We start from the raw sequence: 15,554 nt of genomic DNA on the forward strand, positions 1-15,554 counted from the left end.
AAATGATCATGCGACGACTGTCGTTCATTACAAGACTTTAGAGGGATTCACTATGTCCGCACACATTCCTGTTTCAACCTTCAAGCCATACCGGGGCGAAAAAGCCCGGCTGGCACGCGCCTATGACTATCTGATTTTGGTCCTGGCGCTGTTTTTATTCATCGGTTCGTTTCACCTGCATTTCGCACTCACGGTCGGCGATTGGGACTTCTGGGTCGATTGGAAAGATCGACAATGGTGGCCTTTGGTGACGCCGTTGATCGGCATTACGTTTCCGGCCGCCGTTCAAGCCGTATTGTGGGATAAGTTTCGTTTGCCTTTGGGGGCTACCCTATGTGTCACAGCGTTATTGCTCGGCACCTGGGTTACCCGCGTATTTGCCTATCACTACTGGAACTATTTCCCCATCAACATGGTGTTGCCGGCTACGATGCTGCCGGGAGCCTTGGTTCTGGACGCTTTGTTAATGTTAACTAACAGCCTGACCATCACCTCCATCTTTGGCGGCGCCGCGTTTGCCTTGCTGTTTTACCCCAGCAACTGGCCGATCTTCGGCATGTTCCACCAACCGGTCGAATACGCCAATAGCCAGCTCACCGTTGCCGATTTGTTCGGCTTTCAATACATTCGCACGGGCATGCCGGAATACCTCCGCATCATCGAGCGCGGCACCTTGCGAACCTACGGCCAATACGCAACACCCTTGTCAGCCTTTTGTTCGGCGCTGTTGTGTTCGCTGATGTACCCCTTATGGTGGCATATCGGCAAGTGGTTTGCCAGCACTCGATACCTGACCAAAATCTAAGGAGCAGCCAACATGAAAACGCATTTTAAAACTTGGCTGCTAGCCTTAATCGGTCTGACTGTATTGTCCGGTTTGCCGATGTCATCCGCCCAGGCCCACGGCGAAAAAGCGCTGGAGCCATTCATTCGCATGCGGACTATACAGTGGTACGACGTGCAATGGTCCACGCAAAAATTCAATGTCGATGATGAAGTCAGTGTCAGCGGCAAGTTCCATGTCGCTGAAGACTGGCCGATCAGCGTCCCCAAGCCGGAGGCTTCATTTTTGAATATCTCCACACCCGGCCCGGTTCTGATTCGGACTGAACGTTATTTAAACGGTAAGCCTTGGGTCAATTCGGTTGCGTTACAGCCCGGTGGCGATTATGAGTTCAAGGTGGTTCTGAAGGGCCGTTTACCGGGGCGCTATCACATTCACCCGTTTTTCAACCTGAAGGATGCCGGACAAGTCATGGGCCCCGGCGCCTGGCTGGAAATTGGCGGTGCAGCCTCTGACTTTAGCAACACTATCAAGACTATCAGCGGCGAAGCCATCGATATGGAAAGCTTCGGCCTGAGCAATGGTATTTTCTGGCATCTGTTTTGGGGCTTACTGGCTGCCGCTTGGTTGATCTGGTGGGTGTGCCGGCCCTTGTTCATCAGCCGTTATCGCATGTTGGAGGCTGGATTGGAGCATGAGCTCGTCACTAAAAATGACAAACTGATCGCCAAGCTGATACTGGTAGGCGTGCCGGTTTTAGTGCTGGTTCTGAATGAGATCACGGCCAACCGCTACCCGGATGCCATTCCGTTGCAGGCCGGGTTGGATCAAATTTTACCGCTACCGGCTCAGGTCAATGCCGGCACGGTCAACGTCGACACGCTGAAAGCGGAATACAACGTCGCACAACGGTCCATGGTACTGCAAGTCAAAGTCGACAACCGCAGCCAAAGCCCGGTAAGAATTGGCGAATTCTCGACCTCCAATGTCCACTTCTTAAACCCTGCCTTGAGTTTGAGCGGCGTTATGACAGGTGATAACGATATCACAAGCCCAGGGCTGAGTATCGACGATGACAAACCGATAGAGCCGGGCGAGCAGCGGGTGGTTACCCTTATCGCACGCGATGCGGCCTGGGAATCCGAGAAACTCGATGGCTTGATTCGGGATGCCGACAGCCGCATTGGCGGATTACTTTTCCTCTATGACGAACTGTTGGGCCAACGTTATATCTCCAGCATTTCCGCCGCCGTCATACCCAAATTCAGTTAATTTTAGGAGACTAACATGGCTACTACATCTGAACATGTCGCAACATCGACAGAAAGCAGTAAATCATTGCCTTGGTATCTGATCGATTTACCGCGCTATTTGAAAGGCTTTGGTTTATTGTCTGTCATCTACATCGGCCTGAGATTGTATCAGGGCGCATTTGCCGTATCCCACGGCCTGGACTCCACCGAGCCGGCTTTTGAGCAATACTGGATGCGGCTGTTTTATGTCGAACTCGTTATTATTACCTTGGTTGCCAGCGGATTCTGGGGCTACTTATGGCTTTCACGTGACCGGCAGTTGGATCAGCTGGAACCCAAGGAAGAAATTCGCCGCTATTTCACCCTCACCATGTGGATCAGCATTTATACCTTTGCAGTGTATTGGGCGGGCAGTTATTTTGCCGAGCAAGACAATTCCTGGCATCAGGTGGCGATCCGTGATACGCCGTTTACGGCCAACCATATCATCGAGTTTTATTTTAATTTTCCGCTCTATGTCATTCTGGGCGGTTGCGCCTGGTTATACGCCAGAACCCGCTTACCGTTATATGCTAAAGGCATTTCATTACCATTGACGTTAGCGGTATTTGGTCCGTTCATGATATTGGTCAGTGTGGGCTTTAATGAATGGGGGCACACCTTTTGGTTTAGGGAGGAGTTCTTTGCCGCTCCGATTCATTGGGGTTTCGTGATCGGCGTTTGGTTCGCTTTGGGCGTCGGCGGCATCTTGCTGCAAGGGGTTACCCGGCTGATTGAACTGTTAGACAAAATCGAAGATGCCGAGTAAGTTCCTCATGAGCATAACCGTGGCCCTCGCTCAACCGCGCCGGTTACATTATGCTTGGGTCGTGTTAGCGGTGACATTCCTGTGCTTGTTTGTCGCCGCTGCGCTTCGTGCCGTACCGGGCATCTTGATGTTGGCCTTGGAACATGAATTCGGTTGGAGTCGAGATGCAATCAGTGGCGCGGTATCTCTCAATTTGTTGTTGTTTGGTCTATCCGGGCCGTGGCTGAGGCGATGGATGGATATCTATGGAGCAAAGTGTGTCTGCTTGATCAGTATTGCGCTGCTAATCTTGGCAGCGGGGCTGTGCACTCTCATTCAGGAAATTTGGCAGTTCTACGTGCTCTGGGGGATCGTCGCCGGCATCGGAGCCAGCGGCACCTCAATTGTGTTGGGCTCTGCTTTGGTCAACCGCTGGTTTGTGGAACGACGCGGTCTTGCGCTGGGTATCCTCGGCGCGGCGTTTTCCTCCGGGCAGCTTATCTTTACGCCATGGGTGATGCAGATTGACATGGTATACGGTTGGCGGCCTGCACTTCTGCTCTTGACCGGACTGATGGGTTTGTTGGTGTTGCCGTCGTCAGCATTATGGCTGGTTGACGAACCTGCACAGAAAGGACTAAAGGCTTTGGGCCAGAATGACGCGGCAACCCGGACTGCAACGGCTGAATCTAATCCAATGCCTACAGTCATCGTTCAAGGCCAGTTTTGGTTATTGGCGATGAGCTTTGCAATTTGCGGCTTTACAACCTCAGGGCTATTTCAAACCCATCTGATCCCCCATGGTATCGAGCATGGTTTTACCGAAATGACCATGGCAATGTCGCTAGGCTTGATGGGGGCAACCGACATCTTGGGGACCCTCTTGTCCGGCTGGCTGTGCGACCGATTCAACAATCGTCGGTTATTGGCGAGTTACTACATGTTACGCGGCATCTCTTTGATCGGATTGCCGTTTGTCGAATCCAACGCAGAACTGATGCTGTTTTCCGTGGTGTACGGCCTCAATTGGCTTTCCACTGTTCCGGTCACTTCAGCGTTGGCCGCCGATTTATTCGGTAAACGCAATGTTGGGGTCGTATTTGGCTGGATCTGTTGCGCCCATCAAATAGGGGCGGCATTAGCCGCTTATTCGGCAGGTTTTCTGCATAGTGTTCTCGGGAATTACAATCTGGCGTTTTTATGCTCGGGACTATTCGCATTATTGGCAACGCTCATCGTCCTGAGGATTCGCGTTTAAACATTCATCATCGTCAGTTTTACCGCCCCAAATCTGAAAATTATCGATGTCAGCTAAGCATACACATGCAGACTTCCAAGGAAACAAGGTTTGGAGGACCGGTTTGGATCGCTTTTTGCCTGTCGATTGACTGACGTAGTTGTGCCAAAACCGGACTTTTGTAATTGATGCCGAAAGCGTAAATTTCTGATCAAATGCCTTCATCCGCTGGTCTATTCAATGCATTGTGGTTGATGTCACTATTCGGCCATTTTGTATTTTCATCCGAATTGGATTGCTGATTGACTCTCTCCAGGGTATTGGCAATGTATTACCGGAGGAGGATACTTAGGATGACCTTTTTCCAAAATAGGCACAAATCATGACCACTATTAAAAAGCTCAAATGGCTTTTATCGCTAGTGCTAATTTTCGGTGGATTTACGATTTATAAGTTATTTGGGGGGCTGGTCCATAATCCTGCCTATCAAGAATATGAATGGATATTCAAAATCATTTCGGAATTTGGCCTGTTCGTATCCGTCGTCGTTTCGGTTGGTTACTTTCATCACTGGTTTATCGTTGCTGAAGAGCACAAGGAATCCGAAATAAGTTTGCGTGAAACTCTTTCCAAGTACGTCGATAGTATTTTGCTGAATTCCGTTAAAAGAGGATTTTCCGGTATCACCAATAAAGAATTCGATTTCAGCCAAATCATGCAAGGATTAAAACCGGGGGATTATGTCTATTGGCTGATCACCTTCGACCCTCGCTTCAAAAACAAATCGCGGGAACTGGAGAATGGGATAAAAAATGGCGTGCATTTCAGGATGTTGATTTTAAAAGCTGATTGCCGCATCGGCGAATTGCGCGCAACGGAAACGACCGGCTTTAACCCGCACGAATTCAATGAATACTCCAAATTATTCAAAGTTACACTAGAAGATGTGATTAATCGTATAGGAAATAAGATAACAGGATCGTTAGGCGTTTTTGTTTACGACGGCCTGCCCTGCATTCCTCTATTCATTATCATCCGCAAAGAGTCCAGAAAAGTTGAAGTTTATAGCAGTTATTATTTAACCGAGCCGGTTTCGAAAATGCCTTATCTGCATTGGGAAACGGGGCTTAGTTTCAGCGAGCAGACTTCGTTCGAATCGGAGTGCTGGAATATGGCCGAACTGTTTCTCGACTATTTCAAGACACGCTGGGAGATGGAAAAAGAAAAACTTTATGGCGCCATAGGAAATGAAGTCGCCGAAAATAAAGATTTTATTTTTGCTCCAGCCTCAGCCAGAGAAAAATGTATTGAGCTTTTTATTGAATAAAACAACCTTCTCAAATTTTAGCCAAGTTAACCAGGATGGAACAAATCCGGCAACTATTTTGGGAAACGCGTAGCAATAGATAAAATCATGTCTAAAGTGTCTCAGTACCGCCGAATGTCTTTTTTGGGTCCGAGCCGTGTAAAAACGTATAACTGAACTTGGCAGAAGTGAAAATTACACCACTGATCAGTCAGAAATGAGTAATTTCTCAATGGTTGACTCCACACTAACCTGCGTTTGGCTCAACATTTAGAATAATCACTCCACCACCTTCTCGATTTTTGCGTTTTTACACAACCTGGGTCGGGAGCGGCTATTCAATAATTCTCCTATTGGCTCATCGCCAGCATCCGCTTTGCCTATACCGAAACCGGGCAACCATTCAACCCAGTTCGCGAGCGATGCGCTTCACTGCATCGCCAAGCACCTGCTTCTGGCCAGAACATCCCATGCAGGATTCTAATTTCAGGAAGTCATTTTTAGCCCAATCCTGAATCCTTAATATCGAATACTTTCACACGCTCATACTTTTACACCCTTATACTCTACGGGCTTTAAATTGATATGAGCGAGGCGCGGTAACGAGCCAGATCCTCCACCGTATCGACATCCCATTGCTCTTCCAGTTCATGATGGCGAAAATGCAATTGTTTGATGCGGGTCCGGGTTTGTTCCAATACCTGTGATGTGCCCCAGAGCATATCGGTAAATAGTTCGGGGCAGGGCCGGTTCAGGCCGATCATGACATAACCGCCGTCTTCGGCAGGCGCCAGGACCAGGTCATGATCCTGGCGCAATGCCGTTACGGCTTGCTCCAGATCGGGTCCGGTCAAGGACGGACAGTCGCAGCCCATGAGCAAGGCGTGCGAATAGGTCGCCAGCGCCGATTCGAAGGCCCGGTGCATGCGCTCGCCCAGATCGCTGCCCTGTTGCTGCCTCAGTGCCAGACCATAGGCCGCCGCCGAGGCGCTGAAAAAATCGTCATCGATCGATGGCGCGCACCATAGTTGCACCGGGCATAACCGGCCTTGCGTCGCCCGTTTCAGCGTTGTTTCGCTGAGTTCAATATGAATCCCGGCCGCCTGCGCGGCGGTCAATGGCGGCGATAACCGCGTTTTCACCTGGCCCGGAACCGGCGCCTTGCAGAAGATCATTAATACCGTGTCAGGATACTGGTAGGTCATGCAATCAGCCGCGTTTCAATGGTTTAAACGGCAACAGCAGCAGGCGCGTGAAGCTCAGGTCCTTCTGGCTGCGGTAGGCGTTCAGGCCGATCGGCATATTCGTGTGGCCGTATTTGGGGTCGGGCGTGTAGGTTTTGCAAAGCCTGTCCCACCATGAAATCGAAAAGCCGTAGTTGCTGTCCGTTTCGGTCGGAATTGTGGAATGGTGCACGCGATGCATGTCGGGGGTAATGAGCAGCCAGCGCAGCTTTTTGTCGATGGCCGGCGGGATGTTGACGTTGCTGTGATTGAAGGTGGCCGCGCCGTTCAGGATAATCTCGAAGGCGATCACGCTCATGGGATGAGCGCCGATCATATAGATCCAGGCCACCTTGTAAAACATCGACAGCATGATTTCCAGCGGATGGAAGCGCACGGCCGTGGTTGCGTCGAACTCCAGATCGGTATGGTGGATCTGGTGCAGGCGCCAGAGCAGCGGCCATTTATGGGTAATAATGTGCTGGCAGTACAGGGCGAAATCGAGGGCCAGCAGTGTGATGATGATCGACAGCCAGGTCGGCGCGTGCCACAGGTTCAGCAGCCCCCAGCCGTTGTCGGCGGCGTGGACGGCGCTCAGATAGGCAATGCCGCCCAGCGTGACCCGCATGATCAGCATGTTGAACGCGGCCAGTCCCAGATTGATGGGCCAGCGTTGCCGGCGGCTGAGATGCAGCTTCCTTCGGGGGCTTAAACCTTCCCAGCCGATCATGGTTAAAAAAATGCCGAGCGCTGCCGACAGACGAATCAGAGCTTCCATAAGTGTCCTTTGCTATAAAGCCGGGCCAGTGTTTGCGGGTCCGCGCCAAAAAAATAACGTAAACGCAGGCTCCACATGAGCAGTATGGTCTTGTACAGGCCGGACTGCAGCCACCGCCGGCCCGAGCTGGTCACTTTGGCCGGCAGGCACAGCGGTGGGCTGATGCGGTTCAGCGTTTTGCTGAGGGCGATATCCTCCATCAGGCTGATGTCGGGATAGCCGCCGGCCGCCGTGAACGCCTCGCGCGTGACAAAGATCACCTGGTCGCCGGTGGCGATGCCGGTCAGCCGGGAGCGCCAGTTCATCATCCGGGCGATGATCGCCAGCATGAAATGATCGCCGCTCAAGCGGATGTCGAAGCGCCCCCACGGCGCCGGCCGGTTGATCCGTTGCCGGAGCAGCGCCATGGCATTGTCCGGCAGGGCGGTGTCGGCATGCAGGAACAGCAGTACCTCGCCCGTCGCCTGTTGCGCGCCGGCGTTCATCTGCCGGGCGCGGCCCTTGGGCGCGCTGATGACCCGGTCGGCCAGTAGTTCGGCGATAGCCTGGGTGCCGTCGGCGCTGCCGCCGTCGACGACGATGATTTCGCAGGTGTTTCGTAAAGGTTGAAGGGCCTCCAGGCAGTCTTGGATGTTTTGTGCTTCATTCAGCGTCGGGATGATGATGGAAAACTTCATGGTCAATCGCTAATACCGGATGCAGTCGTTCAATTTTATCAATGCCGTGGCCGGGCCGGGGCGGCGAGTAGGCACCGTAACTCGAAATCACGGTCGGCGCCAGCCTGCCGACGACCTGTTCCAGTTCGGACAGGCGCAGGCCCTGGCGGACCAGATAGACGATATAGGTGTGCCGGATTGCGTCTCCGTCGATTTCCTTAGGATTCGATAAGCCGGCATCGATGACAGTATAGTGGAGAATGGCGGCCAGGTCTTCAGGCGTTGCGGCCTGATCGGCCAGCCAGGCCGGATAGTGGCCCGACTGCTTGAATAACGACATCAGGTAGGGGTTGACCGGCAGGGTCCTGCCGGCGTCGAGCTCGATGACTTGCCGGCTCAAATCGATCCGCCCGGGGGTAAGGCTGGCCGCCTCGTCAAGCGTCAGGCCGCTGAGCAGCAGCGCGATCAGCTGCTTGCCTTTGAGATTGGCGGCATTCAGCAAATCCCGCAGGTCGCGGTCGGACAGTTCGCGCAACTCCGGGCTTTCCAGGGCCTGGGGCGTTTCCTGTTGCTCTATGGGCGTGGCCGGATAATGCGGCATATCCAGCCGGTCTGGATTGAGATTGCCGTACATGTGGATGCCGGACAGCGTGATGCCGGCCTGTTGCTGCTGTTGTTGCTTGCGGGTCAGGTATTCGAACAGCCAGACCGAAAAAATTCCGAACAGGACCGAGCCGATAACGGCGATAAAGGCATCGCGCGTGTAGTGCGGACTGATCGGTATCAGCGACAGTTGGGCGCGTTCGATCACATGCACTTGCGGGTATTTCTCCTTGTGGCTGGTTTCGATCTGGACCAGGCGTTCCTGGGTTTCGCGGTAGAGTTTTTCCAGCCCTTCCAGGTCGGTCTTCAAGGCGGTGTGTTCGGCGAAGCGCGAGGTGAATTCGGCGGCCTGCTTTTTATGGTCGTCCAGTTGCCTGCGTATTTCCTTGGCGGTCTGTCTGGCCGCTTCATAATTCTGTTCGGCATCGTCCAGCACGATATCCCGGCCGTAGTTGCGTTTGCTCTGGATTTCGGCTTCGAGTTTGGCCAGCTGTCCGGGGATGGCTTTCAGTGTCGGCTGCAGCGCCAGATAATCGCGCGTGAAGCGTTTGTCCAGCTCGGCCAAGCGTTCGCGCAGTTGCTGGGCGCGTTGCTCAAGATGCCGCAGGCTGTTCTGGCTCTCTTGCGGCACCACGGTCTGTCCGCGCTCGATCGCCTTTCTGACCGCGTCGAGCCGGGCTTTGGCCTTGACTTCGTCCTCGCTGGCCTGATTCAGGGACCTGTTCAGGCCATTCAGGCGCGCCGCCGCCTCGTTTTCCTCGCGGCCGGTCGAGGTGATGTCGTGGTTGCGCCGGAATTCGTCCAGTTTAAGGCGCGCGACATCGATTCTGTCCCTGAGTCCCTGAAGCTCGGTCTCGACGATCCGGCGCGTGGCGCCGATGGTGTTTTCCACTTCTTCGGCGCGGGCCGCCGTGTAGACATCGATCCAGGTATTGACCAGCATCGGCAGGGTATAGGCATGCGTGCCTTCGGCAACCATTTCCACCAGGTTGGTTTCGGCTACCGGATCGACGCGCAGCGCTTGCCGGATATCTTCCACGGTCAATTGCAGCTGCGGGTCGAGTTGGTCGGAGGCCTTCAGCCGCTCCAGGGTCTTTTCCAGCAGTTCCTGGCCCAGCAGGATTTGCCGTTGTATGGCGACATGCTGGATATCGGCCGCGGCACTGGTCTTGTCGATGGCGGTCATGGCCGAGGTCAGCAGCGTGGCCTTGCTCTGATAGATGGGCGGGCGACTGTAGTTGTAGATCAGGCCGAGGGTGGCGCTGAGCAGGCAGGTGCCGGCGAAAATGAGCAGCCGGTGCGATCGAAACCAGGGCCCGGCATCGGCGGGCGGCCAGTCGGCGGCCCGGTTGGGAAAAACTTCAATTTCAGGCATGTCGTTTTTCATCGGTTTCAACCTCTGATTAAAGGTTCAAACAAGGCGTAGGGTACGCGGCTGTGAAAGTACCGTGCCAGAGTTGTGATGCCACGGCAAATTTTGAAAACGGTATGCAATGCATACCAGACTGTGAAAGAATTAGTGAAAAGCGTCATAAAAAGCCTTATTCACCACGAAGATCACGAAGGACACGAAGAAAAAATAAAATTAATCAATAACTTAAAACTTCGTGTGCTTCGTGTCCTTCGTGGTTAAATCTTTTAAATTGAATACTTTCACAGTCTCATACCCTACTATTGCTTATAAAGGCTCAAACAAGGCCGTCAGGTCTTCGGCGGTCAGCTGCGGCGATTCTTCCCTGGCGCCGCCTTTGTAGATGCCCTCGGCCAGTTGGCGCTTTTTTTCCTGCATGGCGAGTATTTTCTCTTCGACCGTATTTTCCGTGATCAGTTTGTAGACGAACACGGGCTTATCCTGGCCGATCCGGTAGGCGCGGTCGGCGGCCTGGGTTTCGGCGGCCGGATTCCACCACGGATCGTAAATGATCACGCTGTCGGCCTCGGTCAGGTTCAGGCCGACGCCGCCGGCTTTCAGGCTGATCAGGAACACGTCCACGGCGCCGCTTTTAAACTTCTCGATGGCTTCCTCGCGCTTGCGCGTCTGGCCGGTCAATTTGCTGTAGGCAATGTCCAGCGCTTTTAGTTCATCTTCAATCAGGGCAATCATGCGCGTGAATTGCGAGAATACCAGTATGCGCCGGCCTTCTTCGAGCAGTTCCGGCAGGATCTCCATCAGCAGCTCGAGCTTGGCCGACTGCTTGACTTTTTGAGCGCTTTCCAGCGGCAGCGTGCGCGGGTCGCAGCAGGTCTGGCGCAGTTTCAGCAGGGCGTCGAGGATGGTGATGTGGCTGCGCGACAGACCTTTCTGGGCGATCGCGTCGCGGACTTTTTTCTCCATGGTCAGACGGATGCTTTCGTACAGCGCCGCCTGTTTTTCACCCAGCGGCACGGAACGGATGATTTCGGTCTTGGGCGGCAGTTCGGTCGCGACATCCTGCTTGGTGCGGCGCAGCATGAACGGCGCGATGCGCTGCGTCAACCGCGCGCGCTGCCGGCTGTCGCCATGGATTTCGATCGGCGTGCGGTACAGTCTTTTGAAGGCGGCGTTGTCACCCAGGAAGCCCGGCATCAGGAAGTCGAATTGCGCCCAGAGTTCGCCCAGATGGTTTTCCATCGGCGTGCCGGTCAGGCACAGGCGGTAGTCGGCCTTGATACGGCGGACGATTCTGGCGGCCTTGGCCTGGGGATTTTTGATGACCTGGGCCTCATCCAGAATCAGATAGTAATAGTCCTGTTCGAGCAGTGCATGCTCGTCCCGGGGCAGCAGCGGATAGGTGGTGAGGACCAGGTCGTGGCTGCTGATTTCGTCGAAATATTGCTTGCGCTCGGCGCCCTGCAGGGTCAGCACTTTCAGGTCGGGCGTGAAGCGTTCGGCCTCGCGCCGCCAGTTGCTCATCAGGCTGGTCGGCGCGATGATCAGGCAGGGCGCGGTCATGCGGCCGCTTTGTTTTTCCAGCAGCAGGTGAGCGAGGGTCTGCACGGTTTTGCCGAGTCCCATGTCGTCGGCCAGAATGCCGGCAAACCGGTATTCGCGCAGAAATTGCAGCCAGTTGAGCCCGTGCCGCTGGTAATTGCGCAATTCCGCTTTCAGGTTGGCGGGCGCGGCGGCCTGCTCGATGCCGGTAAAGTTTTTCAGCTTCCGGCCCAGTTCGCGCAGCGCTTCGCCGCCGGTTAGCCGGAACAGGCCGTAGTTGTGCATTTCCAGGTCGGCCAGGCTGGCGGCATTGAAGCGCGACAGCTTGAGCGTGCCGTCATCGGCCAGCGTGCTGCTGTTGAACAGTTCCATCAGGGTGGCCAGGAACGGCCTGATCTTTTCGGATGGCAGGGTCAGGTAACGGTGATCGCCGACGGGAATGTTGAGCCGGTCGGGCAGGTTTTCCAGGTCGTAATGCTCCAGCACCGGCATGATCAACGGCAGCAAAGGCAGCGGCTGGCCGTCTATGTCGACATTGAAGCGCATTTCAAACCAGTCGTAAGGACTTTCGCTGATTTCGACATCCCAATCCTGGGCGGCCTGGAAATTAAGCCGGAAGCTTTCGTCGGTCTCGATGATCCAGCCTTCCTGTTCGAGCATTGGCACCGTGTTCAGCAGGAAGTCGCCCCAATGCGCGGCATTGTCCAGCGGGGAGTTTGTGCCGGGACTGAAGAACACCCGTTCTCGCTGGTCGGCCATTTCAGTGGAACTGAAGCCCAGTTCGGCCAGGCGATTCAGGGCCAGGCTTTCGGTTTCCGCATCGCGTTTGATGCGCAAAAATCCCTGGGCTGTTTTCACCACGCTGCAGGGTTCCTGATTCAATGCCGACAACGTCCAGTCGCCGTACAGGAAGCCGAGCACCATGAAATGAAGATAATGCAGGTCGTCCGCGGGATGACCCAGCAGCAGCAGGCGCGGCACAGGCTCAAGATCATGCGCTTCGGTCAGTTCGATCTTTTTCGGCGCCGGCAGGGGCAAGTTGGGGTGTTCAATGATCAGGCGCTCACTGAACGCCTCCACCTGCTCGGCCGGAATCAGCGGGGCCGACAGCATTTTTCGCAACTGCTCGGTGCTCAGGTTGTGCATGTTGACCGTGCCGATAACGCCCTGTTGCGTGTCCAGATAGGCGGGCGGATCAGCCAGTAACAGCAAGGCTTCAGGATCGACGGCAACATTCAGTTCGTAGGCGCCGTTGTCCTGCTGCTGCCGCCAGCTCAGGCTTAAGTCACGGGCATCGGCCGCTTTCAGGGGCGGCGTCCGCTCAAAGTCCCGCCAGTACAGCCGGCCCGTCTGCACCAGTTTCGATAAAGCGACCGCGCCCGCGGCGCCCTTGATCGTTGGTTCGCCGCCATAGCCCTGGCCAAACGCGGACAGCAATGAGGCGATTTCCTCATCCTCGGGCTGAATATAAGACGTGTAGGCGTAGCTGTAGCGTAAATTATTCAACGTGGTTTTTCGGCCTTTGCTCAAGTCGCCGGACTTTTTTTCTTTGGTGACATGAAATTCAACGGCGACTTGATGGGCATGCTTGCCGGGCTTAAGGACATAGGCGATAAATTCCTGACGGGGCTTGTGTGGCTGAGCCGGCTGGTCAAGGCTGGCCAGCCAGTCCAGGCAGCTGGAGCCCGAGGCCGGGGATATCGGCGATTGAAGCGAGTCATGATACTTCAGGCAGACGGCGGCCACGTGCTTGCAGTTATAACCGACCGGGCAGGAGCAGTCGCCTTCAATGGTCGCGTTATTGTAGTCAGGACGCCAGACGATGCGGATATTCTGGTTGTACGGCGTTTTGACGCTGCCTTTGACCGATGAATTGATCTGCACGAAAAGCGCTCCTTCGCTACTGATGGTCAGTTTGACGACCTGGCCTTTTGCATAATAGCTGCGTCCCCGTTCATAAGAACTCAGGCTACAGGCACGGCGAATAACGGCAAGGGGCAGTTGTTTGGATTTAGTCATGAACAGTCGCGAATGGAAGAGCGGGAAAAAAGACTGAAAAAGGTGAGAACTATAGGGAAGGCGAAGGGTGTTGTGCAAGCCCTAATCAATCGCGGTGTTGGAAAACGCATCGTATTTTCACGGTTTCACGGTTCATGGGGACACGGTTTTCAGGTTGCCTTGCCGGATGAGCGACAAGAAAGGAGGAGGGCGGTCGCGTCGCCTGATGCGCCGCCGTGCGGATTGGTTCGCGCGCCGGCGAGCCTTGATTTGTGGTCTCAGGCAATCGCGCTCGCGGCAACGCGGCCCGCCGGTTGGCGGCAATTCCTCCCGTGCCTGGAGGCAAGGTCCGCGTCACTGTGTTTGGGCACAACCTCGGCCATTTGTTTTACATTTGATGCGACAATTGATTTAATGAGTCAGCAATTATTAGCCGAAAAAGCCGATAGGTACGGACGACTTTAATTAATCTTTGATTGCGCGATAACAATAGTAATGATGAAAAACAAGACAGCACCTGATATCAACCTTGGCCGCCGTCGATGCATGATGCTGCTGGCTTCATTGCCGCTCCTGGCTGTCGGCACGCTCAAGCCCGATAGGGTTTTGGCCGCGTCACGGCATGACGATCTTCAACAAAGGGTTAACAGTTACATCGGCAGCCTGCGCCGGCGCGGCATCATTAAGGCCGACGAAAAAACCGCCTGGTCCGTCTACGATTTCAGCAAAAGGGAAAAACTGGTTTCCATTAATGAAGACAGCGCTTATCAAAGCGCGAGCATGATCAAGCCCTTTATTGCATTGGCTTATTTCTATAAATGCAAATACGACAGTAAGCATTATCACTATCCTCGCAACGTGCGGCAGAAAATGGAAGCCATGATTCGCTACAGCGATAATCAGGCCACCAATTTTTTTATTCGCCTGTTGAGTAACAAATCCAAGAATCAGCGCCCCATGGAAGTCGAAAAAATCCTCAAGCGTCATGCGCCGGGGATTTTTCAGCAAACCCGGATCAGGGAGTATATTCCCTATAACGGCAGAACCTATCGCAATAAAGCCTCGGCCAGAGACTACAGCCGTTTTCTTTATGCTTTATGGCACAATGAACTGCCTTATTCCCAGGAGCTTAAAAGGCTGATGAGCATGCATCGGTCAAACCGTATTTCCGTGGGGGTGGATATCGTGCCGTCAGCCACCCGGGTTTACGATAAAACCGGCACGACCGCGCGTTTATGCGGCGACATGGGGATCATGGAAGCGGTAGGCAGGGACGGCAATACCTATCCCTACACGTTTATCGGCATCATAGAAAAACAACATCGGGCCAAAAACTACGGCCAGTGGGCAAAAAGCCGCAGCAACGTCATACGCGCAGTATCGCGCCTGGTTTATGCCGATATGAAACAGCGCTATCCTTTGATTTGAAGCAAATACGAACTGATGTTGCACCGCGACACCCGCGATATACAGACAGTGAACAAGTTGTCAGGGATGTCGTCGGCGCCCACAGAGAATCATAAAAACGGGATGTTATTTTTAGCCGAATCCTTAACGCGATAAGGCGCAATAGACAAAGCCGTATTGTGCCGTAGGAAATTAACATCCGGCGGAATACGCTTCGCTATTCCGCCGGATGCGCTGCCTTGCTTTAAACGGCACCCACAGAAAATCATAAAAACGTTATTTTTAAAATCAGATTAAATCAAGGGCAAAACGTTAACTTTTGCCCTTATTCTAACGGCTATGGGCAGGTGATTTATGCCGTAGATTGATTGACCAAATCCAGTCAAAACCAGCATGTCGGGACAATTTGTTTTTAGCACGTTTTAAGCATAGTCGAGTCTTTTTTAATCATTTTTTGGTAAAATACCAACGTTTTCAGGTATTTTTATTTTTCCGGTCTGTTGGCGGCAAAGAGGGCTTGAATGGCTATGATCATGAATGGGGGCGGTTTGTTTGACGCTGATTGATGTGTTAGCATGAAAAAGAATGAATTATTCAGAAATGGTGAACGA

Annotated in this window: 11 protein-coding genes; 6 read left to right on the forward strand and 5 right to left on the reverse strand. The window is 53.7% G+C overall.

Going from position 1 to position 15,554, the window contains the following annotated elements; all coding sequences use genetic code 11:
- The first annotated feature begins 52 nt into the window (after nucleotides 1-52).
- From amoA to METMA_RS0112990, 5 genes are all read left to right on the forward strand, one after another.
- On the forward strand, nucleotides 53-805 hold the full coding sequence (amoA, locus tag METMA_RS0112970; RefSeq protein WP_020159526.1) for a bacterial ammonia monooxygenase, subunit AmoA: 753 nt from the start codon (nucleotides 53-55) through the stop codon (nucleotides 803-805).
- Nucleotides 806-817: 12 nt separating this feature from the next.
- Nucleotides 818-2,056: a bacterial ammonia monooxygenase, subunit AmoB gene (amoB, locus tag METMA_RS0112975; protein WP_020159527.1), complete on the forward strand. Its 1,239-nt coding sequence runs from the start codon at nucleotides 818-820 to the stop codon at nucleotides 2,054-2,056.
- Between the two features lie 15 nt (nucleotides 2,057-2,071).
- Nucleotides 2,072-2,845, forward strand: a complete 774-nt coding sequence (gene amoC, locus METMA_RS0112980) for a bacterial ammonia monooxygenase, subunit AmoC (RefSeq protein WP_027147300.1) — start codon at nucleotides 2,072-2,074, stop codon at nucleotides 2,843-2,845.
- A 7-nt stretch (nucleotides 2,846-2,852) separates the two neighbouring features.
- Nucleotides 2,853-4,082, forward strand: coding sequence for an MFS transporter (locus METMA_RS0112985; RefSeq protein ID WP_040591205.1), 1,230 nt, complete (start codon nucleotides 2,853-2,855; stop codon nucleotides 4,080-4,082).
- Nucleotides 4,083-4,443: 361 nt separating this feature from the next.
- A complete protein-coding gene (locus METMA_RS0112990) occupies nucleotides 4,444-5,388 on the forward strand; it encodes a hypothetical protein (protein ID WP_020159530.1) in 945 nt (314 codons plus the stop codon).
- A gap of 554 nt (nucleotides 5,389-5,942) precedes the next feature.
- Here METMA_RS0112990 and METMA_RS0112995 read toward each other — a convergent pair.
- The 5 genes from METMA_RS0112995 to METMA_RS0113015 all read right to left on the reverse strand — a co-directional run bounded on the left by METMA_RS0112995 (nucleotide 5,943) and on the right by METMA_RS0113015 (nucleotide 13,557).
- Nucleotides 5,943-6,572, reverse strand: coding sequence for a TIGR04282 family arsenosugar biosynthesis glycosyltransferase (locus METMA_RS0112995; RefSeq protein ID WP_020159531.1), 630 nt, complete (start codon nucleotides 6,570-6,572; stop codon nucleotides 5,943-5,945).
- Nucleotides 6,573-6,576: 4 nt separating this feature from the next.
- Nucleotides 6,577-7,368 (reverse strand): sterol desaturase family protein, encoded by a 792-nt coding sequence (locus tag METMA_RS0113000; RefSeq protein WP_020159532.1) that lies wholly within the window; start codon nucleotides 7,366-7,368, stop codon nucleotides 6,577-6,579.
- On the reverse strand, nucleotides 7,356-8,045 hold the full coding sequence (locus METMA_RS0113005) for a TIGR04283 family arsenosugar biosynthesis glycosyltransferase (protein WP_020159533.1): 690 nt from the start codon (nucleotides 8,043-8,045) through the stop codon (nucleotides 7,356-7,358). The genes METMA_RS0113000 and METMA_RS0113005 overlap by 13 nt, the downstream gene beginning before the upstream one ends.
- Nucleotides 8,011-10,002, reverse strand: coding sequence for a GumC family protein (locus METMA_RS0113010; protein WP_198014508.1), 1,992 nt, complete (start codon nucleotides 10,000-10,002; stop codon nucleotides 8,011-8,013). The genes METMA_RS0113005 and METMA_RS0113010 overlap by 35 nt, the downstream gene beginning before the upstream one ends.
- A 303-nt stretch (nucleotides 10,003-10,305) precedes the next feature.
- Nucleotides 10,306-13,557, reverse strand: coding sequence for a DEAD/DEAH box helicase (locus tag METMA_RS0113015; RefSeq protein WP_020159535.1), 3,252 nt, complete (start codon nucleotides 13,555-13,557; stop codon nucleotides 10,306-10,308).
- Between the two features lie 474 nt (nucleotides 13,558-14,031).
- Here METMA_RS0113015 and METMA_RS0113025 point away from each other — a divergent pair, with 474 nt between their 5' ends.
- Nucleotides 14,032-14,964: a serine hydrolase gene (locus tag METMA_RS0113025; RefSeq protein ID WP_152565150.1), complete on the forward strand. Its 933-nt coding sequence runs from the start codon at nucleotides 14,032-14,034 to the stop codon at nucleotides 14,962-14,964.
- The last annotated feature ends 590 nt before the right edge of the window (nucleotides 14,965-15,554 follow it).

Origin of the sequence: Methylobacter marinus A45 (assembly GCF_000383855.1) — a bacterium.
Taxonomy (GTDB): Bacteria; Pseudomonadota; Gammaproteobacteria; order Methylococcales; family Methylomonadaceae; genus Methylobacter; species Methylobacter marinus.

Excerpts from the sequence above, each read along its gene's own strand:
- amoB (WP_020159527.1), top strand. The coding sequence starts at position 818 with ATGAAAACGCATTTTAAAACTTGGCTGCTAGCCTTAATCGGTCTGACT.
- METMA_RS0113015 (WP_020159535.1), bottom strand. The coding sequence starts at position 13,557 with ATGACTAAATCCAAACAACTGCCCCTTGCCGTTATTCGCCGTGCCTGT.
- METMA_RS0112995 (WP_020159531.1), bottom strand. The coding sequence starts at position 6,572 with ATGACCTACCAGTATCCTGACACGGTATTAATGATCTTCTGCAAGGCG.
- amoA (WP_020159526.1), top strand. The coding sequence starts at position 53 with ATGTCCGCACACATTCCTGTTTCAACCTTCAAGCCATACCGGGGCGAA.
- METMA_RS0113010 (WP_198014508.1), bottom strand. The coding sequence starts at position 10,002 with ATGCCTGAAATTGAAGTTTTTCCCAACCGGGCCGCCGACTGGCCGCCC.
- METMA_RS0112990 (WP_020159530.1), top strand. The coding sequence starts at position 4,444 with ATGACCACTATTAAAAAGCTCAAATGGCTTTTATCGCTAGTGCTAATT.
- METMA_RS0112985 (WP_040591205.1), top strand. The coding sequence starts at position 2,853 with ATGAGCATAACCGTGGCCCTCGCTCAACCGCGCCGGTTACATTATGCT.
- METMA_RS0113025 (WP_152565150.1), top strand. The coding sequence starts at position 14,032 with ATGATGAAAAACAAGACAGCACCTGATATCAACCTTGGCCGCCGTCGA.
- METMA_RS0113005 (WP_020159533.1), bottom strand. The coding sequence starts at position 8,045 with ATGAAGTTTTCCATCATCATCCCGACGCTGAATGAAGCACAAAACATC.
- METMA_RS0113000 (WP_020159532.1), bottom strand. The coding sequence starts at position 7,368 with ATGGAAGCTCTGATTCGTCTGTCGGCAGCGCTCGGCATTTTTTTAACC.
- amoC (WP_027147300.1), top strand. The coding sequence starts at position 2,072 with ATGGCTACTACATCTGAACATGTCGCAACATCGACAGAAAGCAGTAAA.